The sequence below is a fragment of the Paraburkholderia phenazinium genome (assembly GCF_900142845.1).
Lineage (GTDB): Bacteria > Pseudomonadota > Gammaproteobacteria > Burkholderiales > Burkholderiaceae > Paraburkholderia > Paraburkholderia phenazinium_A.
Genome location: NZ_FSRU01000001.1, coordinates 2,982,144 through 3,005,423, shown reverse-complemented (window position 1 = coordinate 3,005,423; position 23,280 = coordinate 2,982,144). Strand labels below are relative to the sequence as shown.

The 23,280-nt window shown below is 62.8% G+C and carries 19 protein-coding genes; 15 read left to right on the top strand and 4 right to left on the bottom strand.

Translation table 11 applies throughout. The annotated features are described in order from the left end of the window. Positions 1 to 36: 36 nt before the first annotated feature. Positions 37 to 3,246: an amidohydrolase family protein gene (locus BUS12_RS13100; RefSeq protein WP_074296091.1), complete on the top strand. Its 3,210-nt coding sequence runs from the start codon at positions 37 to 39 to the stop codon at positions 3,244 to 3,246. A gap of 103 nt (positions 3,247 to 3,349) precedes the next feature. On the opposite strand, the gene BUS12_RS13095 is transcribed toward BUS12_RS13100, so the two are convergent. From BUS12_RS13095 to BUS12_RS13085, 3 genes are all read right to left on the bottom strand, one after another. After that, positions 3,350 to 4,993: a hydantoinase B/oxoprolinase family protein gene (locus tag BUS12_RS13095; protein ID WP_074296090.1), complete on the bottom strand. Its 1,644-nt coding sequence runs from the start codon at positions 4,991 to 4,993 to the stop codon at positions 3,350 to 3,352. Beyond that, the gene (locus BUS12_RS13090) at positions 4,990 to 7,086 is read right to left on the bottom strand and encodes a hydantoinase/oxoprolinase family protein (protein ID WP_074296089.1); all 2,097 of its coding nucleotides are present in this window, start codon (positions 7,084 to 7,086) and stop codon (positions 4,990 to 4,992) included. The genes BUS12_RS13095 and BUS12_RS13090 overlap by 4 nt, the downstream gene beginning before the upstream one ends. Before the next feature lie 67 nt (positions 7,087 to 7,153). Next, a complete protein-coding gene (locus tag BUS12_RS13085) occupies positions 7,154 to 8,161 on the bottom strand; it encodes an isopenicillin N synthase family dioxygenase (protein WP_074296088.1) in 1,008 nt (335 codons plus the stop codon). Positions 8,162 to 8,494: 333 nt separating this feature from the next. Between BUS12_RS13085 and BUS12_RS13080 the strand changes: the two genes are divergently transcribed. The 14 genes from BUS12_RS13080 to BUS12_RS13015 all read left to right on the top strand — a co-directional run bounded on the left by BUS12_RS13080 (position 8,495) and on the right by BUS12_RS13015 (position 22,769). After that, positions 8,495 to 9,589: an ABC transporter substrate-binding protein gene (locus BUS12_RS13080; RefSeq protein ID WP_171991633.1), complete on the top strand. Its 1,095-nt coding sequence runs from the start codon at positions 8,495 to 8,497 to the stop codon at positions 9,587 to 9,589. 196 nt (positions 9,590 to 9,785) lie between these two features. Next, positions 9,786 to 10,574, top strand: a complete 789-nt coding sequence (locus BUS12_RS13075; RefSeq protein ID WP_074296086.1) for an ABC transporter ATP-binding protein — start codon at positions 9,786 to 9,788, stop codon at positions 10,572 to 10,574. Then, positions 10,564 to 11,379, top strand: coding sequence for an ABC transporter permease (locus tag BUS12_RS13070; RefSeq protein ID WP_074296085.1), 816 nt, complete (start codon positions 10,564 to 10,566; stop codon positions 11,377 to 11,379). The genes BUS12_RS13075 and BUS12_RS13070 overlap by 11 nt, the downstream gene beginning before the upstream one ends. Beyond that, positions 11,376 to 12,227, top strand: coding sequence for an ABC transporter permease (locus tag BUS12_RS13065; RefSeq protein ID WP_074296084.1), 852 nt, complete (start codon positions 11,376 to 11,378; stop codon positions 12,225 to 12,227). The genes BUS12_RS13070 and BUS12_RS13065 overlap by 4 nt, the downstream gene beginning before the upstream one ends. Next, positions 12,224 to 13,048: an SDR family NAD(P)-dependent oxidoreductase gene (locus BUS12_RS13060; RefSeq protein ID WP_216352713.1), complete on the top strand. Its 825-nt coding sequence runs from the start codon at positions 12,224 to 12,226 to the stop codon at positions 13,046 to 13,048. The genes BUS12_RS13065 and BUS12_RS13060 overlap by 4 nt, the downstream gene beginning before the upstream one ends. Before the next feature lie 25 nt (positions 13,049 to 13,073). After that, entirely contained in the window at positions 13,074 to 14,276 is a 1,203-nt protein-coding gene (metC, locus tag BUS12_RS13055) for a cystathionine beta-lyase (RefSeq protein WP_074296083.1), read from the top strand. A gap of 30 nt (positions 14,277 to 14,306) precedes the next feature. Continuing rightward, positions 14,307 to 15,800 (top strand): aldehyde dehydrogenase family protein, encoded by a 1,494-nt coding sequence (locus BUS12_RS13050; RefSeq protein ID WP_074296082.1) that lies wholly within the window; start codon positions 14,307 to 14,309, stop codon positions 15,798 to 15,800. 290 nt (positions 15,801 to 16,090) lie between these two features. After that, positions 16,091 to 18,439 carry a TonB-dependent receptor gene (locus BUS12_RS13045; RefSeq protein WP_143788315.1) on the top strand — a complete coding sequence of 783 codons (2,349 nt, stop codon included), beginning with the start codon at positions 16,091 to 16,093 and terminating at the stop codon, positions 18,437 to 18,439. 9 nt (positions 18,440 to 18,448) lie between these two features. After that, positions 18,449 to 19,093 carry a MotA/TolQ/ExbB proton channel family protein gene (locus BUS12_RS13040; RefSeq protein ID WP_074296080.1) on the top strand — a complete coding sequence of 215 codons (645 nt, stop codon included), beginning with the start codon at positions 18,449 to 18,451 and terminating at the stop codon, positions 19,091 to 19,093. A 34-nt stretch (positions 19,094 to 19,127) separates the two neighbouring features. Next, positions 19,128 to 19,532, top strand: a complete 405-nt coding sequence (locus BUS12_RS13035; protein ID WP_074296079.1) for an ExbD/TolR family protein — start codon at positions 19,128 to 19,130, stop codon at positions 19,530 to 19,532. A 3-nt stretch (positions 19,533 to 19,535) separates the two neighbouring features. Beyond that, a complete protein-coding gene (locus tag BUS12_RS39650) occupies positions 19,536 to 20,243 on the top strand; it encodes an energy transducer TonB (protein WP_143788314.1) in 708 nt (235 codons plus the stop codon). Then, on the top strand, positions 20,240 to 21,040 hold the full coding sequence (locus BUS12_RS13025; protein ID WP_074296077.1) for a D-glutamate cyclase family protein: 801 nt from the start codon (positions 20,240 to 20,242) through the stop codon (positions 21,038 to 21,040). Before BUS12_RS39650 ends, BUS12_RS13025 begins: the two co-directional genes overlap by 4 nt. Before the next feature lie 47 nt (positions 21,041 to 21,087). After that, positions 21,088 to 21,966, top strand: coding sequence for a phytanoyl-CoA dioxygenase family protein (locus tag BUS12_RS13020; protein WP_216352712.1), 879 nt, complete (start codon positions 21,088 to 21,090; stop codon positions 21,964 to 21,966). Next, positions 21,963 to 22,769, top strand: coding sequence for an SDR family NAD(P)-dependent oxidoreductase (locus BUS12_RS13015; protein WP_216352711.1), 807 nt, complete (start codon positions 21,963 to 21,965; stop codon positions 22,767 to 22,769). Before BUS12_RS13020 ends, BUS12_RS13015 begins: the two co-directional genes overlap by 4 nt. A gap of 65 nt (positions 22,770 to 22,834) precedes the next feature. Here BUS12_RS13015 and BUS12_RS13010 read toward each other — a convergent pair whose 3' ends face one another. After that, positions 22,835 to 23,254: a hypothetical protein gene (locus BUS12_RS13010; RefSeq protein WP_074296074.1), complete on the bottom strand. Its 420-nt coding sequence runs from the start codon at positions 23,252 to 23,254 to the stop codon at positions 22,835 to 22,837. Positions 23,255 to 23,280 lie beyond the last annotated feature (26 nt).

Sequence of the window (23,280 nt, the reverse complement as noted above, 5' to 3'; positions counted from 1 at the left end):
GCGCGCGCGACGGGTAGTCACGACGAGTGTCAAACGATGACCGGTTCCAGTCCGCAATACGATTCCCAATCCTTACCGTTGTCCTTGGCCGATATCGATGAGGAGACCATCGAGGTCGCTCTCGAACAAGGCACCAACCTCGCCATTACGCTTTCGCCGGATCGACAGCGGATCGCAATGGACCTTCAGGGCATTCTCTGGGTGATGCCGATAAGCGGCGGCGAGGCGCGCCGTCTCACCGACGATCTTGGCGACATTGCCTGGCCCCGCTGGTCGCCGGACGGCGCGAGGATCGTCTTCCAGTCGTACCGCAGCGGCAATTTTCATTTGTGGTCGATCGATCCGGCGGGTGACGACCTACGCCAACTCACGCACGGCGAGTTCGACTATCGCGAGCCCTGCTTCTCGCCTGATAGCCGCGAACTTGCGTTCGCGTCGGATCGTGGCGGCCGGTTCGCGATCTACGCGATGGACCTGGCGAGCGGCGCCATGCGCAGCATCGCAGCGGAAGCTGCCGAGCTATCGGAGCCCGCCTGGTCACCCGATGGTGCGTGGATCGCCTTCGTGCGGGACGGGCAATTGGCATGCGTGTCCTCGCGCGGCGGCGATCGCGTTCACCCCGCCGTGGCGCGCTGCCAACACCCGGGCGCTCTGCTTGCCGCCCCTGCATGGACGCCCGGCGGCCAGTCGTTGATGTACCGCATGCTGACCGGCAAGCACCGTGACTGGCGCACGAGTCGTCTGTGCATTGACGGTACTGCGCTGACGCCGGAAGACGTGGAGGTGTTTCCGTTGCCCGTCGCGTTCGTGGACGACGACATCTTCCTCCACACGGCGCACGGTGAGATCCGGCGAAGTTCGTTGTCGCGGGGCTTTCTCGGCGTAGTGCCGTTTCGCGCAACGGTTGCTGTCAAGCGGCACCGCTATGCACGTCGCTGGCGTGATTACGCTTCGGACGCGCCCCGGAGGGTCAAGGGCATTTCGTTTCCGGTCATCTCACCCGATGCCGGCCACGTGGCCTTTGGTGCGCTGAACCAGTTGTGGCTTCTGAAGATTGGCGATGCGCGCCCTCAACCATTGACCGATGACGTCTACGCGAAAATCTGGCCCGCGTTCTCGCCGGATGGAAAGCAGCTTGCGTATATCTGCGACCGCGGCGGCAATATGGACATCTGGGTCCGCGATCTGGCGACCGGGCTTGACCGTCAACTGACGCACGCGGCTCACGCACTCAAGCAATGCGTGTGGGCGCCGGATGGAGGTCGACTCGCGTGCGGATCGGCCGATGGCGTCATCTACGTGGTCGATGCAAAAACCGGGGAATTGACGCGCACCTGGCATCAAACGGTCTGGTCGGGGCGGCCTTCGTGGTCGCCGGACGGCACGCGGTTGACGCTCGCTGCCGTGCAACCGTACTCCGCCCGCTATCGCGAGGCGCGCAACACGATCCTGATTTACGACATCGAGAGTGCGGACACGCGTTATTACCCACCTGCGCCGCAGGGCGCGCTCGATGTCCGCAATGCGAACGGTCCCCTCTGGATCGCGGGCGGCGGTTCGCATGAAGGCGCCCGTTCGCGTCTGCTGTTTACGATGCGCGGTGAACTGTGGTCGCTGGGAATCGACGCAGCTTTTCAGCCGGTGGGCGATTCGCAGCGGGTTACAGAGATACTTTGCGATGCACTCAGTGCCGATGCGACAGGACGCAACGTGCTGTTTCTATCGAACGCCGCCTTGTATATCCTTGAGCTGGAGCGCGGCAACCTGACGCCGGTCCCGCTCGATCTGGAATGGACCGTTCACCGTCCGGACCACCGCACCGTGATCCACGCGGGGCGCATGTGGGACGGCGCGGCCGACGCCGCGTTGACGGATGTCGACATCGTGATCGAGCGCGACCGTATCGTGTCCGTGTCGCCACACGATGAAGCGCGGTTCTCCGGCGCAGACGATCCGCGGACGGCGCACATCGACGCGAGCGCACTGACGGTAATGCCCGGCATGATCGACATGCACACGCATCGCGAGATGGGTAATCAGCTTGGCGCGCGCGATCCGCGTATCTTTCTCTCGTTCGGCATTACCAGCACGCGTGGCTTGTCCGATAACCCGTATCTCGCGCTTGAGAACAAGGAATCGGTAGACGCCGGCAAACGGGCGGGCCCGCGCCACTTCGGCACGGGCGACGCACTCGACGGCACGCGCACGTTCTGGGACGGCATGCGTCCGATTGCCGACGTCGCGCAGCTCGATCGCGAGCTCGAACGCGCGGCGCAGCTCGAATACGATCTCATCAAATGCTATGTGCGTCTGCCGCCGGATCTTCAGCAGCGCGCGACGCTCGGCGCGCATGCGCTCGGCATTCCGATCACGTCGCACTATCTCTTTCCCGCTGTGGCGTTTGGTGGCGACGGCTACGAGCATATGGGCGAGACGAGCCGGTTCGGCTATTCGCGTACGGGCAGTGCGTTGGGCACCATGTATGACGATGTGCTCGCGTTGTCGGCTGCGGCGGGGTGCTACCGGACGCCGACACTGTTTGGCCTCGAAGCGATGCTGGGCGACACACCTTCGCTGATCGAAGACGACCGTCGAGTGGCTGTGCTGTTCACGCACGCCGATCGCGAAGCGCTACGGCGAGCAGCGGCAGGCGGCCCATCGAAGCCCATTCCGAGTGTCGCCCGCCAGGTCGACGCCATCGTTCGCATGATCGATGCAGGCGTGAAGGTGGTGACAGGGAGCGACTATCCGATGGTCGCGCCCGCGATCAGCCTGCATCTGAACCTGAGGGCGATGGTCCGCTATGGCATGCGCCCCATCGATGCGTTGAAGACGGCGACACGCGATGCCGGCGCGGCGCTGTATCCCGATCTGGGGACGATCGTGCCGGGTGCGCTCGCGGACCTCGTGTTCGTCGACGGCGATCCGACCGTGAACATCGACGACGCGACTCATGTGAATGGCGTGATGATCGGCGGCAAATATCGTACGGTTGAAAGTCTGCTGGCGCCGTTCGAGCACGTCGCGCAAAAGGGCGAATTCCGCGCGCAATCCCCGGCGCGCCAGGTGAATGACGCAGCGAATCCCACGGCTCGCGCGCAATACTGGTGGCACGATCCGCGCTGGATCGAATGTGTGCAGGCGTCGTGTTGTGGAATGCTGGTGCCGCTCGATCTGCTGGCAGAAGGACAGCCGATGCGCGGATTCGGCACCTGGGGGAAGGGTTATCGCGAGCGGGCGCTGTAGCTAGATGGGATCACGCGCGCATGCTTCCACGCGCGCGTGATATGTCAGATGGCGCACGGGTTCGGGCTTGCCTGACGACGCATCAAGCCGGAACCCCGTTTCATCAACCGACGTGAGGATAAGCGTCGCGGGCAAATGCGGCCGAGATTCGGCCATGTGCAAGGTCCGCTTCGATCCGCTCGGCCGGGCGCTCTGCCGGATCGCCGAGGCCTGCGCCACCCGGCAACGCGAGCACGAGACGGTCGCCGCGCGGAATGCGTTGCAGGCCCTTCGCGCGCAACGCCGTACCCGATGCGAGGTGCACTGTGCCCGTCGCACCGTCGAGACCACCCGCTCGGCCCCGTGCTGCAGAACGTACGCGCTCGAACATCGCGAGCACTTCGAAACTCTCGCCATCGCGCGTGCCCACTTCGACGACCTGTCCTAGTCCACCTTGCGTGCGGCCGGCGCCACCGCTATCCGCGCGCAGCTCCTTGCGCCAGATCACGATGGGCGCGCCGGCTTCCGTCACTTCGACGGGCATCGCCCGGACGCCGCTCGGAAACGCCGTCGCCGAAAGCCCGTCCTGCACCGCGCGCGCGCCGGAGCCGCCGCTATTGAAGAACACCGTATCGAAGGTCGTGCCACCCGCGGCGTCGACGCCGCGCAACTGAACGCTCCATAAACATGACGATCCCTCGGCGGGCGTACGCTCAGGCAACGCCTGGCCGAGACAACCGAATACCAGGTCCGGCAACATCTGGCCGATCACATGACGCGCGGCGACAGGGGAAGGACGCTGCGCGTTGAGGATGCTGCCAGCGGGGGCATCGACGATGAACGGCGCGAGTGCGCCATGATTATTGGGCACCTGCGGCGCCACCACGCATTTCAGGCCGAAGATCGAATACGCACGGCAGTAGTTCAGTACGACGTTGATGCCCTGACTCACGGCGTCCGCGCTGCCCGCGTAGTCCACCGAGATGGTGTCGGCGGCGATGGTCAATCTGGCACGCAGCGTGATGGGCGCATCGTAGCCGTCGATTGTCATGTCGGCCGACCAGCTTCCACGCGGCAGTTTCGCAATGGCATCCCGAGTCGCCGCCAGCGATTGATCGATGATGTAATCAGCGAGGGCATCGAAGTCTTGCAGGCCGTATTCGTTGAGCATCGAACGCAGGCGCACCGCGCCGGACTGATTGCAGGCGATATACGACAGCATGTCGCCCTCCGCCTGCAACGGCGTGCGGACATTGGCGCGCAGAATGCTCATCAGGTCCTGATTCAGCACACCGCGCGACGCGAGCTTGAGCAACGGGATCTGTAGCCCTTCTTCGAAGATCGAGCGACCGTCGGGACCTTGCCCGAGGCCGCCAATATCCACCTGGTGACAGCAGCAGCCGATCATCGCGACCACTTTTCCGTGCGCCACCACCGGGCTGATCACCGTGATGTCGTGCAAGTGACCGGCCGTGAGCCAGGGGTCGTTGGTCACGAAGTGATCGCCGTCTTCCATCGCGTCGATGGGAAAGCGGGCAAGGAAGTGCCGCACGCCCTCGGCCATCGAGTTGACGTGTCCTGGCGTGCCGGTCACGGCTTCGGCAATCATGCGTCCACGCGTGTCGAAGATCGCGGCGGACAGATCGCCTGCATCGCGCACGGTGGTGGAGAACGCCGTGCGCATCAGCGCCTGCGCGGATTCCTCGACCACCGATATCAGGCGAGTCCACATTAGCTGCTGGCGCAGATCGGTCATGGCATGGTTCATTGCCGGGCTCCTGTTTGCTCGCGCCGCGTGAGCACGATGTAGTGATGCGCGTCGATCATCGCGTCGAACGAGGGCGACACGACCGTGGTGGTTTCCTTCTCGACAATCAGCGCGGGACCGGCAATGTGGTCGCCGGCTTCGAGTCCTTCACGGCCAACGATTGCGAAGTCCATCGCTTCGCCGCTGGCCGGGTCCATCACGCGTCGATAACCGCCCGGTTTGACGGTGCGCGTGCGCGGTGTCGTTGCGATGCGCTCATAAGGCGCGGAGGGGGCAGTCACCGACACGCGCCACGTGAGCACCTCCACGGCGAGACCGTCAGCGGTCGCGCCATACAGTGCGCGATAAGCCAGAGCGAAGGTCTCGGCGAGTACGTCGGCGTCATCCGCAGTCAATGCGCGCGACGGCACGTCGATGGCCACTTCGAAGCCCTGGCCGCAATAGCGCGCGAACGCGGTGCGACGCTCGATACAGGGCGCACCCGTGTGTGCGCGGGCGACGATCTCGTGTGCTTCGGCAGCCATCTGTTCGAGCATCGCATTGACCGGCGCGGGATCGAACTGCGTGAGGCGTTGATGCAGGCTGCGGGACAATTCATACGCGATCGGCGCCCGCAGAAAGCCGACTGCTGACCCGACGCCCGCGCTGCGCGGAATCACGATCCGCGCGATGCCGAGCTTTTCAGCGATCCGCGCCGCATGCAGCGGCGCGGCGCCACCGAACGCAAACAGCGTTCGCGCGGCCGCGTCGGCACCGTTCTCCATTGCGTGAACGCGCGTGGCGCTGGCCATCGCTTCGTCCACCATCTCGCTGACACCCAGCGCGAGCTGCGCGGCCGACGCATCCCATGCGTCGAGATGCTTCAAGGCGTCTGTGGCGGCGTCGATATCGAGCAGGATGGTGCCGCCGGCAAACGCGGTGGGGTCGATGCGGCCAAGTACGAGATCGGCGTCGGTGACGGTGGGCGCTGTGCCGCCGCGTCCGTAGCAGGCGGGACCGGGTTCGGAACCGGCGCTGTGCGGACCGACCGACAAGCGGCGTGCGGAGTCGATCTGTGCAATCGAGCCACCGCCCGCGCCAATCTCCACCATCTCCACAACCGGAATGCGCAGCGGCAAGCCACTGCCCTTGCGGAAGCGATGCACGCGCGCCACTTCGAACATCTGCGAAATCTGCGGGCGCGCATCGTTGATGAAGCAGATCTTCGCGGTCGTTCCCCCCACATCGAGCGCCAGCATCTGCTCGATACCGTGTTCGGCCGCCACGCTGGCGGCGAAAATCGCGCCGCCGGCCGGACCCGACTCAACGAGTCGCACCGGAAACCGCGCGGCCGTTTCGACCGTGGTTAAACCGCCGGACGACAGCATCAGCAGCAACGGACATGTGAATCCGAGCGTCGCCAGTTTCTCTTCGAGCCGGCGCAGGTATCGTGCAACGAGCGGCTGGACATAGGCGTTGGCGACCGTCGTCGAAAAGCGCTCGTACTCGCGAATCTCCGGAGATACCTCCGACGACTGCGAGATGCTGACTCCCGGCATCAGTTCCGCGAGTAGCTGCGCCGCTTCGCGCTCATGTGCGGGATTCGCGTAGCTATGCAGGAACGCAATCGCGACGCTCGTCACGCGTTCCTGCTCGAACAGACGCGCGGCGGCGCAAATGGCGTCGCGATCGAGCGGTACGAGCAGCGCGCCATCAGCGGCGATCCGTTCGGGAATGCCAATACGCAATGGCCGCGGCACGAGCGGTGTCGGCGCTTGCATCGTCAGATCGTACTGATCGAAGCGGCTTTCCGACGCGAGTTCCAGCACGTCGCGAAACCCGGCGGTCGTCAACAGGGCGGTTTTTGCGCCCTTGCGTTCGATCAGCGCGTTGGTGGCGAGCGTCGTACCATGCACGATCAGGCCGACGTCCGCGATCTGCAGCCCTGCGCGTGCGAGCAGCGTCTCAATGCCTTCCAGCAGCGCCCGCTCGGGCGCATCGTAGGTCGTGAGTATCTTGATCGACTCGCGGCGTCCTTCCACTTCCAGTACGACGTCGGTAAACGTGCCGCCGATATCCGCGCCAATGCGCGCCTTTCCTGCAACTCTGGTCACTGCGTGATCCTCAGCTGGTTCATGTTGATTCGCGAGCGCGCCGGATCTGACGGCGCGCGTTCCGTGACTACATGGCGGACTTTTCTTCAGCCGCGCGGCGATTCAGGCTCTCGTAGAAGCGGCTCAGATGCTTGCCCACATGCACGCCCTCGAAGCGTTTCTCCTGATCCACGGCCAGTATCTCGGGCAGCGGTTCCACAGTGACGTCGCGGTCGGGGTTCATGAAGAACGGAATCGAATAGCGCTCGAAGTGCGAACGGTTACGCACGCGGTGATAGTTGGACAGATAGCGTCCGTTGGACCACCACATCATCATGTCGCCCACATTGATGGTGAAGGCGCCGGGAATGGGCGGCGCTTCGATCCATGTGCCGTCGCGTCGTTTGACTTCGAGGCCGCCGCGCGAGTCCTGCGCGAGGATCGTGAAAGGTCCTTCGTCAGTATGGGAGACCGTATTGGACACTTCGATGTCGGCATGCTCAGGCAGCGGGATGTAATAGAGCAGGCTGAGTTGCGAGAGCGGCTTGTGGAAATAGCCGTTGAAGCGTGTCTCGTGAAGACCCAGCCCGATCGCGAATGCATTCAGCAGATGACGCGACAGGTCGGTCATCGCATCGTAGTACTGCTTGCACACGCGGCGGAACTCGGGCATGTCGTCGGGCCAGCGGTTGGGGCGATAGAAGAGCGGATCGACTTCGCCGTCGTCAAACTCGTCCTGCAAGCGGAACTGCTCGTGAAGGCGGCTATTGCGCGACAGAGGCTGACTGGACGGCATGGGGATCCAGCCGCGATACCAGTCGGGCGTGGCCCGCGTACGCTGCTTCTCGTCGACGGGGCGGCTATAGAAGGCGGCCGACTGCGCAAATGCAGCGTCGATCAGCGCCTGATCGACGCCGTGTCCACGCAGATAGAAAAAACCGATGCGGCTGCATGCCTCAGCGATCTGTGCTGCGACGCGTGCCTTACCCGACAGATCGCCACGCAGGAACGGAGAGAAATCCACGACCGGAATCTCGGCGATATCCACCGGACGTGCGGCGATTTTGTCTTCAATGCCTTCTGAGCTGCGGGACATGATCAAGGCCTTATGAACAGGTGATGAGCGCGGCATTGCAAGCAATCGGCATGGCGCTGGAGATAGCGCCGGCGAGCCCTGCAACGTCAAATGAGGGCAAGGCTACGCTCGCCAAAATACAGGGGGAGTGCCATTTGCGTGTCGCCGCGCGACGAAATTGACTACGAAGAAAACGCTTTATTTTTTACTACCCGACGCAGTTTTTTGCGCTGTAGGCTTGTCTCCGTTCCGCATGGGAGACACCTCCATGCGCAGCAAGCGAAGCGAGTGCCGGCAGCGATGCCGGTGAATCGGGGCGGGTTACAGCGCCTCATCGTCGTACGCACGGAAGCTATGAGCGAGACTATTCAAATCAAGTCGTCGGGGGCCCCGGCTGGTCACGCAGGGGTGGATGGTCAACGTCGCGCCGCGCTTGCTGCACTCGGTGCGCTTTCGGTGTTGGGTGTCGGCCTGTTGTCGGCGCACGTGCTGCCGCAGGTCAGCAATGCGCAAGCCACCGTGGCGGGCCGGACGCGCATCACGCATCAGCTTGGATGGATCAACGGTGTGCAGTTTGGTGGCGACTTCGTCGCGATCGACAAAGGCTTCTTTGCGCGTGAGCGGCTCGATGTCGTCTACACGCCGGGCGGTCCGGGCACGGATTATCAGACCATGGTGACGAGCGGTCGCGCAATGGTCAGCGAGAGCAACCCGGCCGGCCTGATCAGTGCTTATGTGCTCAAGAAGCCGCTCATCGCCTTCGCGGCGGTGATGCAGCGCGATCCAAGCTGTTTTGTGAGCCTGAGCGACCGGCCAATCAACTCGTTGCGCGACATGATCGGCAAGACGATTGGCTTGCCGAACAGCATTCGTGGCCAGGTGGAGGCCCTGTTTCAGCGGGCGAAAATCGATTCTTCCGGCGTCAAGTTCGTTCCCATTGGTAGCGACCCTGCCTTGCTCGCGGCGCGCCAGGTGGATGCGTACTACGGCTGGGAGACGACCGTGGTGCCGCCTTTGCGCCGTCTTGGACTGGATCCGCATGTGTTGCCGTTCTCCAGCCTCGGCTTTCGCGGCTACGGGCAGGTGCTGATGGCGCGCAGAGATACGCTTGAAGAGCATCACGACGTGCTCGTGCGCTATACGCGCGCGCTCATCGAAGGCTGGTCGTGGATGACGCAACACCCGCGCGAGACCGCCGAGTTGGTGGTTGCGCGCTATGCGCCGCCGGGCACGCAGTTGAGCGAGCAGCTCGAAGAAGTTGCCATGATGCAGAGCTACCTGACGGAAGGCGATGCCCGCACACAGGGTTTGCTGTGGATCGATCCCGCCGTGTTCGAGGAAAACGTGGCGCTGGGCCGCGAGGCGGGCACGGTGCCGGCGAATCTGCCGGTTGACGTGTCGAAAATCGTCACGCAAAGCGTGATTCGCGCGGCACTGGGCAAGGCGTGATGACCGGCTGACCCCGGCCTGCCGCCGGTTGCGCCGAGTGATGCCAAACCGGCAACCCCTTCACACGAAATCGGCAACGAGTCCGCCGCTTTTGTGCACTTAACCTTCAGACAGACGTGTTGCCGCGGCGTGCGCCGAGCCGGCGCGGTCCGTCTCGTCTCGCTTCGTACCATTCCGTACTGTATTGGGAGTTCCGATGCCTGGCCTGTCCATTGCCGATGTGTCGAAGACATTTACTGTCGACGGCAAACCCTTCGTTGCGCTCGAAGGCGCGACGCTCAACCTCGCTCCGGGTGAGTTCGGCGCGCTCATCGGCCCGTCGGGCTGTGGAAAGTCGACGCTGCTGCGCATGGTCGCCGATCTCGTCGCGCCATCGAGCGGCACGATCACGCTCGACGATGCGCCGCCGCGTACGGCGCGACTGCGGCATGACATCGGCTTCGTGTTTCAGGAGGCGACGCTGCTGCCTTGGCGGTCAGTGCTCGACAACATCCGCCTGCCGCTCGAAATGCTCGGCACGCAAGGCAAGCGCGGTGCACTGACGCCGGCCGAACTCGTGCAACTCGTCGGACTGAATGGTTTCGAACATGCGCGTCCTTCGCAGTTGTCGGGCGGCATGCAACAGCGTTGCGCAATTGCCCGTGCGCTGGCCGTGGCGCCGCGCATTCTTCTTCTTGACGAGCCGTTCGGCGCGCTCGATGAAATCACACGCTACCGGATGAATTTCGAGCTGTTGCGGATCTGGTCGCAGACCGGCACGACGGCGCTGATGGTCACGCACTCGATCGATGAAGCGGTGTTGATGGCCGATCGCATTTTCGTACTGGCCGCGCGGCCTGGCCGCATCGTCGACGTGGTTGAAGTGGATTTGCCGCGGCCACGGCGCTTCGAGCATATCGAAACGCCGGCATTCAGTGTGCTCACGGATCGGGTTCGGCGCTCGTTGTTCAGCGACATCGAGCAGAGGTTCGAACATGCAGCCTAGCCTCTCGCATCCCGCCGCGCGGCGCACCTCGCGCTTTACGTCGCGCTTCGCGTCATTCTTCATGCCGCCGGCGTTGCTGATCGTCGCGGTGCTGGTCCTGGCAGAAGTGTGCGCGCGTGCGGGCGTCGCCGCGCGCTCGTTCCCTGCGCCGTCGGCGGTCGGCATCGCAATGTGGCGCGACGCGCACGCGTTGTTCGAAGAAACGCTGTCAACCTTGTTCGTGGCCATCTACGGCTTCATTGCTGCGACGGCGATCTCGCTGACGCTCGCGTTTGTCGTCTACGCGGTGCGCCGGGTGGAGACCACGGTGATGACCGCCGCTGCCGTGCTGAGCAGCATCCCCATCATGGCGATCATGCCGATGCTCTTGATCTGGATGGGACCGTTCGTGTCGACCCGGATCGCGGTGACGTGCCTCATCTGTGTGTTTCCCATTCTGGTGTCGGCGATTCAGGGTGTGCAGGCCGTCGGCAGCCGCCTCGACGAACTCTTCACCGTCATGGCGGCCCGTCCGTTGCAGCGCTTTACCCGGCTCGCGTTGCCCGTCGCCGTGCCGTACCTGTTCGTCGGCCTGCGCGTCGCCGCGCCGCTGTCGATCCTCGGCGCGCTCGTCGCCGAATGGAGCGGCGCGAGTACAGGACTCGGCGTGCTGATGCTCAATGCCATGTTCAGCCTGCAAATCGACCGGTTGTGGAGCACGGTGTGCATTGCATGCGTCATTTCTCTCGGGGCCTATGGCTATGTCTGTCTGATCGAACGTCTGGCATTGCCGGGCGATCGCGTAATTGAAGGGGCTTCCGCATGAACGGATCCAATCCAGTGAACTACGCGCAAGCGCCCGTGCTTGCCGCGACGATTTCCACGGACGCTATCGCTGCGCGAACGTGGCAGGCGGCGGCCGCTCGCGTGCTGGTCGATCGCATTGGCGATTTCGTGGCCTTTGGCGCGGTGGTCTGCGTCGTCTGGGCGGCGATCAGTTATGCGCTTCATGCGCCCGACTATGTGCTGCCGACACCCACCGAGGTCGCTGCCGCGCTGGTCGCTAACGGCGGATTAATCGCGGGCGCCACATGGCTGACGTTGTGGTGCACCGTGGTCGGCATTGCGGTCAGTGTGTGTATTGCCGTGGGATTGGCGTTGCTGTTCGTGCTGTCGCCGCTCGCCGACCGGACTGTCACGCCACTGCTGATTGCGATTCGCTCCATTCCGATGATCGCCATCACGCCGCTCGTCGTCGTGCTGTTTGGACGTGACCGCTGGAACACGATCGGCATGGTGGCGTTGCTGACGTTCTTCCAGGTGATGCTCGCGGCAAAGCGGGGCTTCGACGCGCCGAGCCAAAGCATGCTCGAACTGATGCGGACCTGTGGCGCGAGCTTCTGGCAAACCTTGCTCAAGGTACGGGTGCCGAGCGCGGTGCCGTTCGTATTCACAGGGCTTCGTCTTGCCGGGAGTTCCGCGATCCTGTGCGCCATGTTTGCCGAATGGCTCTCCGGCTCACCGGGCCTCGGCACGCTGATGCTCGATGCGTACTCCAAACAGAATCTTGGCCTGATGTGGGCGGCGGTCGCGGTCAGCACGACGCTCGCGTATCTGTTCTTTACGCTAACTATCGCGCTCGAACGGGCCGTACTCGACCGGAGCGGCACATGAGTGTGATGTCGCGCGAAATGGAATTCGAACTTAGGGCCGGCGCAGGAAGGCTTGATGGCCAGGTTGCGATGGTGACCGGTGGCACCCGCGGTGTGGGTGCCGAACTCGCGCTCGCGCTGGCGCAAGAAGGCGCGACCGTGGTCGTGGTGGGACGCGATATCGACGCGGGCGAACGGGTGGTGGACAAGATTCGCGCCGCGGGTGGCCTTGCGAGCGTCGCCGTGGCCGACGTGACGCGCGAGGATGCAATCGATGCCGCGGCGCATGCCGTGCTCGACGAATATGGCCGGATCGATACGTTGATTTGCGCGGCGGGAACCTCGGCAGCGAAAGGGCCGCTCTGGCTGGCAGAAGAGCGCGACTTTCGCGCCTGCTTCGATCTGAACGTGCTCGGCACCCTGCTCGCGATGAAAGCCGTGATGCCGGCGATGATCGAACGCCAGCAGGGCTGCATCGTCGCGATCGGGGGCACCTATGGACATAAGGGTGTGCAGAATTTCTCCGTGTACGCAGCGTCGAAATGGGCGCTGCGCGGCCTCATCAAATCGGCCGCGCTCGACGCGGGGGCGTTTGGCATTCGCGTGAATCTTGTTTCGCCGGGCGGCATCGAAGGCGAACGGTTGTCCGAGATGTTCAGGCGAACCGCGCAGCGGGAAGGTATCAGCTATGACGCCGTGCACGCCCGCTTCATCGCGCAAACCGCCATGGGCCGTCTCGTGAGTCCTTCCGACATCGCGGGCGCCGTCCTGTACCTCGCGAGCGAAACCGGCCGGATGATGACCGGTCAGGACATCGTGGTCGATGCCGGCATGCTCGTTTGACCCCCTCCGCCACCTGACAGACATCATGGACCAAAAAACCGAACGGCAGCACAAGACGGATACCCGCGTCGTCCACACAGGCCGCACGCCGCGCGACTTTCACGGCGTTGTGAATACGCCCGTCTACCACGCGTCGACGTTTATCTTCGAGACGGTCGACGAATTGCTCGAAACGCGCCGTGATCGCGCGAGCGGTGCCTACGTGGGCTTCACCTATGGCCGCGAAGGCACACCCACCACGCGCGCCCTCGAAGATGCCATGACGGAACTCGAAGGCGGCTATCGTGCCGTGGTCACGTCGTGTGGCCTTGGCGCAATCGCGGCATCGCTGATGGCGTTTCTGTCGGCCGGCGATCACCTGCTGATCGTCGACAGCCTGTACGGTCCCGCCCGCGCATTTTGCGAGGAGACCCTGCGCAAATTCGGCGTGGATATCGAGTACTTCGATCCGCAGATTGGCGCGGGCATCGAAGCGCTGTTTCGCCCGAACACGCGAGTGGTCTACCTCGAGTCGCCGTGTTCCTTGACGTTCGAGGTATGCGACGTACCTGCTATCGCCAAGGCATGCCGCGCGCGCGACATCGTGTCGGTCATGGACAACACGTGGGCGTCACCTATCGGCTTCCGGCCTTTGCGGCACGGCATAGATGTATCGCTTCATGCGGCCACCAAATACATCTCGGGGCATTCGGACCTGATGCTCGGTATTGCCGTCACGACCGAAGAAGTGTTCGTGCGTCTCAAGCAGACCGCTTCGGGAGCCGGCTATTGCGGCGGACCCGACGACGTGTATATGGCGCTTCGTGGTCTGCGCACGTTGCCGATCCGCATGGAGCGGCATCAACGTAGCGCACTCAAGGTCGCGCAGTGGTTACAGCAGCGCCCGGAGGTGGACAGCGTGATGTATCCGGCACTTCCCGACGATCCTGGACACGCCATCTGGAAGCGCGATTTCGAAGCGGCCTCGGGTCTCTTCGGTCTGGTGCTGAAGCCTTGTTCGGATGCGCAGTTCGCCGCGATGCTCGACCACATGACGTTGTTTCAGATGGGCTATTCATGGGGGGGCTACGAGAGCCTGGTTGTGCCCACCTATCCGGGCACGTTGCGCACGGCGCGTCCGTGGGCTTCGGATGGCCGGGGCTTGCGGCTGCATGTGGGTCTGGAGGACGTCGACGATCTGATCGACGATCTCGAACGCGGTTTCCAACGTCTCGCGGCCGCAGCGTAACACCTCAACCGACCTTCATATTGAGTTCCGATGACTTCTGCTGATCCGACGGGTGGCAAGCCCGGGTTTCTCGATGGCCGCGTCAAGCACATGCTGATCGACGGCGAATGGGTGAACGCGCTGTCCGGCAAGACGTTCGATTCGCGCAATCCCGCGACCGGCGAATGGCTCGCCACTATCGCCGAAGGCGACGCGGCGGACATCGATCGCGCCGTGCGCGCGGCGCGGCGTGCCTTCGAAGGACCGTGGCGGGCGATGAAGCCCGATGAGCGCCAGTCGATCCTGCTGCGTCTCGCCGACCTGGTGGACGCGCACTTCGACGAACTAAGCCTGCTCGACACGCTGGATATGGGCGCGCCGATTCGCCACACGCGCGGTAGCAAGCGCCATATGGTCGGCCTGCTGCGCTATTTCGCGTCGATGGCCGTGACGCTGCATGGGCAGACGGTGGACACGTCGCTCGGTGGCGACCTCTTTGCCTGCGCAATCAAGGAGCCGGTTGGCGTCGTCGGCGCCATCGTGCCCTGGAACGGCCCGTTGATGGCCGCGATCTGGAAGACCGGACCGGTGCTCGCCACGGGTTGCACGCTGGTGCTCAAACCGGCGGAGGACGCGTCGCTGACGCCGCTGCGCTTCGGCGAGTTGTTGCTCGAAGCGGGTGTGCCGCCAGGTGTCGTCAATATCGTGCCGGGCTACGGCGCAACGGCGGGTGCGGCATTGGCCGCGCATATGGACGTCGACAAGGTCTCGTTTACGGGGTCGCATGTGACGGGACAGCAGATCGTCAAGGCGTCGGCGGGCAATCTGAAACGGCTGTCGCTCGAGTTGGGCGGTAAATCGCCCAACATCGTGTTCGCGGACGCCGACATCGATCGCGCGGCGCCTGCCGCGGCGATGGCTGCCTTTGCCAATGCAGGGCAGATCTGCAGCGCCGGCACGCGGCTTTTCATCCAGCGTCCCATCTTCGATGCTTTCGTCGAAGCCGTTGCCTATACCGCACGCAGTCTGAAGGTGGGGCATGGCGTGGATGGCGAGACCGATATCGGACCGCTCGTCTCGAAGAGGCAGCTTGACCGGGTGCTCGGCTATCTGTCCGCGGGAGAACAGGAGGGCGCGCATGCGCTTGCGGGTGGGCGCCGGCTGGCGGGCGCAGGCTACGACGGTGGTTTTTTTGTGCCGCCCACAGTCTTCCGTAACGTGAACGACGACATGCGCATCGCGCGAGAGGAAATCTTTGGGCCCGTGGTAGCAGCCATTCCATTCGATACGGTGGACGAGGTCGTCGCGCGCGCGAACGCAACGCCGTTCGGCCTCGGCGCAGGGGTGTGGACGCGCGATGTGGGGCGCGCGCATACGCTCGCGAGCCGCATTCGGTCCGGCTCAGTGTGGGTGAACTGCTACAACGCGATGGACCCCGCGATGCCGTTCGGCGGCTACAAGATGAGTGGGTATGGACGCGAGTCGGGAACACAACAACTCGACGATTACCTGAACGTCAAAGGCGTGTGGATCCGGCGCGATTGACGGCGCCGATACGGTGACTTCAAGGGGAGCATGAGCGGCGCTTCATCGAAGGATGGACGTCGCTCGCGTACGTTGTTCGATACGACAGATGGGTGGGAAAACACTTTGGTGTGCGTAGACAGTTCGGTGTCGTTGCCCTGCGAAAAAAGCACTCGTGGGAAGAAATTGACCTCGATACATTCAATCGCACGAAACGTCCGCAGCAGCGGGACGTCACTCGAATCCGAAAGGTGTGACGCTGAGCTTCAGTTGCACGCCGACATTTCCACTCGCATGCTCAGGGGTCTGCATTGAAGAACAAGACGCTTATCAAATGGATGGTCGTAGGTGCCACAGTTCCGGCATCGGTGTTCGCTCAGACGACTACACCCGACAAAGACACGACCGACATCGGCAAAGTCAGCGCAACGGGTACGAGTACGGCCACCGCGGACAACACGCCCTCGGCAACGGGCGTGACGCGTAAAGAACCTGGTGGCGGTCTGATCGTCGACGAAGACGTGCCGAAGTCAAAGAGCTCGGTCACGCGCGATTTCATTCAGAAGCAGGCTCCGTCCGCGGATGTATTTCAGATTCTGAAGTACTCGCCGGGTGCGACGACAGGCACCGGCGATGCATACGGTCTCAACCAGGGCGTGATCGCAGTGCGCGGTCTGCAGGGCTCGCAAATGGGTTTCAACTTCGAAGGCATGCCGTTGAGTGTCGTGTCGAACTGGTCCGTGTTTCCGGGTGAGTGGATCGATACGGAGAACACCGACGTCGTGACGTTGAACCAGGGCACGCCCGACCTCGCTTCGCCGAACGTCAACGCGACGGGCGGCGTGGTCGATCTGTTCCTGCATAACCCGTCTCACGAGGCCGGCGGACTCGTCGATATGTCGTACGGTACGGACGATGCGCGTCGTGAGTTCGTGCGACTCGAAAGCGGCGACATTGGCGACACCGGTTTGCGTGGCTTTATTTCGTTTTCGAACATCGACGCCAACCATTTCCGCGGCGAAGGCGAGGACAAGAAGCAACACGTCGACATGGGTATTGTGAAGGACTGGGGCGGCGGCAGTTCGACAAAGCTCGCGCTGACCTATTCGGAGATCGTGCGCGATACGTATAAGAACCCGACGCTCGCGGAGTACAGTCAGGATCGCGGCTTTGGCTCGGCGTCGAACTACGCCGCGAGCTACGCGGCCGGCGGCACGTCGTATTACGCATTGCTGAAGAACCCGTGGCGCAACCTGCTCGTGTCGATGCCGTCCACGTTCGTTGTGAATCCGGCGTTGCGCGTGACCTTCACGCCATATGTCTACTATGGCTACGGTGCTTCGGGCGATGCCTCGCTGATGAACGAAAGCGCGGTGGGTTACGGCGACACGGTTCAACCGGTCGACCTCAACCGCAATGGCACGACCACCGACACTAACGTTCTCGTCTACACGCCGTATATCGAAAGCACGGTTCGCGAAGGTACGACGCTCAAGGGCGAATACACGATTGGCAACAACGACATCGTCGCCGGTGCGTGGTTCGAGCACTCGCAAGACCACCTGTATCAACCGTATAGCTACACGAACGGCACCACGCCGCTCGACTACTCGGGTAGCAGCGACCAGATCCGCCTGTCGAACGGGCAGGTGATTACCGGCTTGAACCGGAACACCATTGACGACTCCGGCGCACTCTTCTTCGGCGATACGCTGAGCTACCTGGGCGACTCGCTCAAGATCAGCGCGGGTCTCAAGGAACTGTGGCTGCGCCGTGTGGGTAACGATCTCGAACCGAATCCGGATCCGCGTGACGAAGTCGTGCACATGGCGACATTGCCGACTTTCGCTGTGAGTTTCAAACCGGCCGAACGCCACCAGTTTTTCGCGAGCGTGACCGAGAGCTACGGCCTCTTGCCGGAAAACTCGCTCTATCCGTACTACTACAACGGCACGCAGACGACGAAGGCAAACCCGCATCAACCGGGCGAAAGCTCCACGTCGTTCGAGCTCGGCTACCGTTACCAGGGACCGTATTTCACGTCGTCCACCACGCTGTTCCGCTATGACTTCAAGAACCGTCAGATCTCGTCGAGCATCTGCGATCCGGGTTGCCTGAGCGAACCGATCAATGGTGGACGTCAGATGGGCGAAGGTGTGGACTTCGAACTGGGCATGCAGCCGATCCACAACTTCCGTCCGTATGTGTCGTTTGAATATCTGCATACGGAAATCGAGGACAACATTCAAACGGGTACGTCGTACCTCCCGACGGCGGGGAAAGAAGCTGTCGAATCGCCGCGCATGCAGGCCGCGTTTGCAGTCGACTACGACACCGGCCGCTATTTCGCCAACCTGGGTGTCAAGTATGTGGGCTCGCAATACTCGACCTTCATGAACGACGAAAAGATCCCTTCGTACATGACGATGGACGGCACGCTCGGCATGCGCTTCGCGAACACGGCGTTCCTGAAGAAGCCTGAGATCCGTCTCAACATGCTGAACTTGCTCAATCGTCACTACCTGTCGGGCGTGTATAGCGCGACAACGAATGCCAGGACCACCGAAGCCCTCGACGGCTCGTCGGTCGCAGGCTCTGCCCCGACGTATCTCGTGGGCAACGGCGTCACCGCAATGGTTACTTTCGCAACTGCCTTCTGACGGAACATCATGCCAATCAATCGAGAATTTCTCCATGCCGCGTCGATCCACCTGCTCTATGCAGGGATGGTGATCCTCACCTTCGTGATCGTCGAACGACTCGTCTTTTACTTTTACCTGACCGCCAGGCGGGCGCGCATTGCGAAGGCGTTAGCGTTGGCTGTCGCGCAGGATCCAGCGTGGCCGCAGCCGCAGTTCGACAAGTCGGCCGCCGACGTGATGACACGTGCCATGTCCGAGTATATGGACGTGCAGCGTGAAGGGAACGCGCCGCGCGAACGTGTCGAAGACGTGTCGACGGCGCTGTTCCTGCGGGTGGATCGCAAGATCAATCGCGGCTTGTGGATTCTCGACACGATCGTAACGGCAGCGCCGCTGCTGGGTCTGCTCGGTACGATTCTCGGCATCATGGATACGTTCAATGCGTTGTCGGCAGGCGGGATTTCGGACCCTGGCGCGGTGAGCCGTGGCATCGGCTCGGCGCTTTTCGCCACTGCCATCGGTATCGGTACGGCGCTGTATGGCCTGCTCGGATACAACATCCTGCACCGGTTCGGCGAGAGCCTGAGCGACGAATTCAAGTCCTTCCTGCTTGAAGCGACTTTGTCGGGGCAGGCGCGGCGCGCCGAGATGCGCGGTCAGCGCGCGGCTTGAGCCGACTATCCAGCCAGGTCGACGGAGGCTTTAAATGAGGCAATTTCCACAAAGAGAAGTACGGCGGGCACGCATCGAGATCATTCCGATGATCGACGTCATGATGTTTTTGCTCGCGTTCTTCGTGCTGATCAGCATGAATGTGTTGCCGGCGCTCGGATTGAAAGTGGCGTTGCCGAGTTCGGCGAGCCCTGAGAAGGTGCAGGAGCAAAAGCGCATTACGTTGACGATCGATCAGGGCGGCGACGTGCTGGTCGACGGCAAGCCGACGCCGGTTGCGCAGGTTGCGGCGGCCTTGCGCAGTATTGCGGGTAACGACAAGCCGAGCGTGATCATCGCGGGCGACGGTCACTCGAATCTGCAGGTGTTGGTCGACGTGCTCGATCAACTGAAAGATGCGGGTCTGCCGGCCGCGTCGATCATCACGAAGGCGAAATAAGCGATGCGTGCCGATCCTATGGAGCGAGTGAGTCAAGGGGCCGGGTTCGGGATGGTAGTGGCTGTGTCCGTGCTGCTCGTGCTCGGCGCGCTGCGACCTATCCCGCCGTTGCCCGCTCCGCCGAAGCAGGAGACGTTCGTGGTGGCGTTGCAGGCACCGCCGCCCGAGCCTCCCGCGCCGGTACACCCCCCGGCTCCAATGCCGCCGCCGCCCAAACCGGTTCCACCGCCGCCTAAGCCCCGGCCGGTACCTGTGCCGGCACCGGTGCATGCGACGACCGCACCGACGCCGGTGGCCGCGCCCAAACCCGCGCCCGTGCCACCGCCTCAGGCTACGCCGCCGTCGCAACCTGCGCCGCTGAAGGCCGAACCGACGCCGCCCGCCCCGGTGGCGCCGCCAGTGAACAACGCGTCGCTCGAGAACAGCTTCGTGGGCAAGTTACGCTCGTATATTCGGTCGATCACGCAATACCCGCCGTCCGGTGAAGCACGCCGCTTGCGCCCGGAGGGTGCGGTTGAGGTGAGCTTCACGTTGAGCCGCGCGGGTGCGGTCAGCAACGTCAGCGTGGTGCGGACGTCCAACTCGCCGATTCTCGACAAGCAGGCAGTCGCAATTGTCGAAAGCGGCAGTTATCCGGCCATCCCCGCCGATGCATGGACCGGCGAAAACGCGCATGCGTTCACGGTGACCGTGGAGTTCAGCGCGCCATGAACTCAACCACGACGTTCGATACACCGCTCGCCCTGCGTCATGCGATCCGTGAGCGGCGCTGGACCGGATACACGAACCATATCGCGCCGCATCACGTACAGGGCAACCTGATGATCGTGCCTGCCGCCTATGCCGATGCATTCGCCGCGTTTTGCGCGGCTAACGCTCAGGCGTTGCCGTTGCTGGCGCGATCGGAGCCGGGCGTGCCGTTCATGCCCGCGCTGGGCGCCGACCTTGATCTGCGCACGGACGTGGGCGGCTACATGGTGTTTCGCGATGGCGAGCTAAGCAGCACGCCTGAGTCGATCACCGATATCTGGCGTGACGACCTGGTTGCGTTCGTGCTGGGCTGCTCGTTTTCGTTCGAGACGCTGTTGCGAAATCACGGTGTACGGCTGCGTCATCTCGACGAAGGCAATGTCTCCGCGATGTACGTGACCTCGTTGCAAACCGAAGCGTGCGAGCCGTTCAAAGGACCGCTCGTCGTGTCGATGCGCGCATTGTCGCCGGCTGACGCGATACGCGCGACGCTCGTATCGAGCCGCCACACGATGTTTCATGGCGCGCCGGTGCATATTGGACTGCCGCAACTGATCGGCATTGAGGATCTTTCGCAGTCCTATGGCGGTCACGGCCTGACCACGTTGCGCGAAGACGAGCTGCCGGTGTTCTGGGCGTGTGGTGCGACTGCGCAACTTGCAGCAATGCATGCCCGTCTGCCGTTTTGCATTACCCATTACAAGGCGCATATGGTCGTGACCGATCTGCGCATCGAGGAATTGGCTGCGTCCGCGTGATGGCTGGCGCGACGTGGCGAGAGCCGTCTGCACTAAAGGAGATGAACTTGAATAGCGAAACATTCGACGCTGCGGTCGAACATTATCAGGAACGCGGCTATGTCGTGATGCCGGGCTTGCTCGGCGATCACGTGACCCAGGCGCTGCGCGCGCTGACCGACCGGTTAATGGCCGATGCGGTGGATGACGATGCGCATCGAGCGATTTTCGATTTCGAAGACGCGCAGGGCGGCGAAAAGCCGCCGATCCAGCGCATGAAGAAGCCCCATCGCGTGGACCCGTTCTATTTCGAACTCGCTCGCAATCCGGACGTGCTAGGTTTTGTCCGCCGTGTGGTGGGCGACGCGGTGCGCCTCAATCACAGCAAGATCAATGTGAAGGCTGCACGGGTCGGTTCGACCCTCGAGTGGCATCAGGACTGGGCGTTTGCGCCGCACACCAATATGTCGACCTGCGTGGCGTCGGTGATGATCGACGACGCGTTTGTCGAAAACGGTGCCATGCAGGTGTTGTCGGGCAGTCACCTTGGACCCTTGCATGAGCATCATGACAGCGAGGACCGGTTCGTCGGCGCGATTGATCCGTCAACCAAGGGTCTTGATTTTTCGACTGCGCAACCGCTGGTGGGAAAGGCGGGGACGGTTGCGTTTCATCATCCGATGACGGTGCACGGTTCTGGCCTGAACCGGTCGGGCTCGCCGCGCCGCATACTGTTTCTGGAGTTCGCCGCAGTGGACGCGTGGCCGTTGTTCTATCACGTCGACTGGAACGAATATAACTCGCGAATCGTGCTGGGTGAGCCGACGAGCCGCGTGCGTATCGAACCAAACCCGCTGACCTTACCGTTCCCGAGTGAAGGCAGTTCGATCTACAAGACGCAGACGATGGCGCGCTCGCGTTTCTTCGACACGGTTACGAACCCATGATGAACACCTCTGGAGCGAAGCAGGAGATGCCCGTCGCGCTGATCACCGGCGCTTCGAGCGGAACGGGACGCGAAATCGCGTTGACGCTGGCGTCTGAAGGATATCGCGTCGCGTTGGCAGGACGCCGCCTCGATGCGCTGAACGAGACGGCGGCTTGCATCTTCGAAGCGGGCGGTACGGCGCAGGCCTTTGCGTTCGACCTGATGAACGAGCAAGCGGTGGCCGACGCATTGGGGGCGGTTCTCGAGTGGTCCGACAGGCGCATCGATGTACTCGTGAATGCCGCGGCTATTCCAGGGGCCGTTGAAGTGCCGATTGGAAAACTGCCGATCGCCGAATTCGACGCCATGATCAGCACCAACCTGCGCGGCCCGTTCCTGACGATGACGTATCTTCTGCCTGTGATGATCGAGCGGGGCTACGGGCGGATCATCAACATTGGCGGCAATCACGGCATGCGTGGACGGGCAGGGCGGGTCGGCTACACGTCGTCGAAGTGGGGACTGCGTGGACTGACGCGTTGCGCCGCGCTCGAAGCGGGACGTTCAGGGGTGACGGTCAACTACATTGCGCCGGGACCGATTGCCGTCGATCGCATGAAACGCGGGTGGGCCGAGCGCGGTCGTCGCGATGGGGTGGATACGTCCACTGCGGTTGCGCGCTATACGGCCGAGATGGGTCCCGCATTGGGCAAGCTGAACGAGCCTTGGGATATCGCTGCAATGGTGTCGTTTCTTGCCAGCGAGGGTGGACGAAATATCACGGGGCAGGAACTGGTGATCGACGGGGGGATCGTCGTCTAGAGACGGCGGGGAGGCATCGAGCAGGGCGGAGCGCGGGTTGCGCGCTCCGCTGTGACCTGTACCTCTCAAGTATCGGAGGTTGTGGCGCCGACAGCGAAGTCGGCGGCAATCGCGGCTTCAAGCGATGCGATCTCGTGGTCATCTGAAGTTTCGTACGCGTACGACCTGGAGCGCAGCGCCGACTTTGATGCGGGCTCGATGAGTTCAACCCTGGCCACGCCGCGATGCGCGTCGAGGCGAAACATCTGGTCGTCAAAGCTTGGCGACGTCTGGATGAAATGAGCCAGTGACAGGTAGATCTTTTGATCGCGCGGCAAGTCGAGCCTGTTTTTAAGGGCGTTTTGCGTGTGGGTGTTGCCGCTTATTTGCTCTACCTGGTAGATTGAACCGGGAAAAGCCGTGGCTAGCGTCGCAGCAACAGCATCGGCGTTGACGCCGCCCTCCGGTGGGTCTTCGAAACCTATCGTGATCCTGTAAGTCCGCATAGTTGGCTAATGATGACGAGGAATGA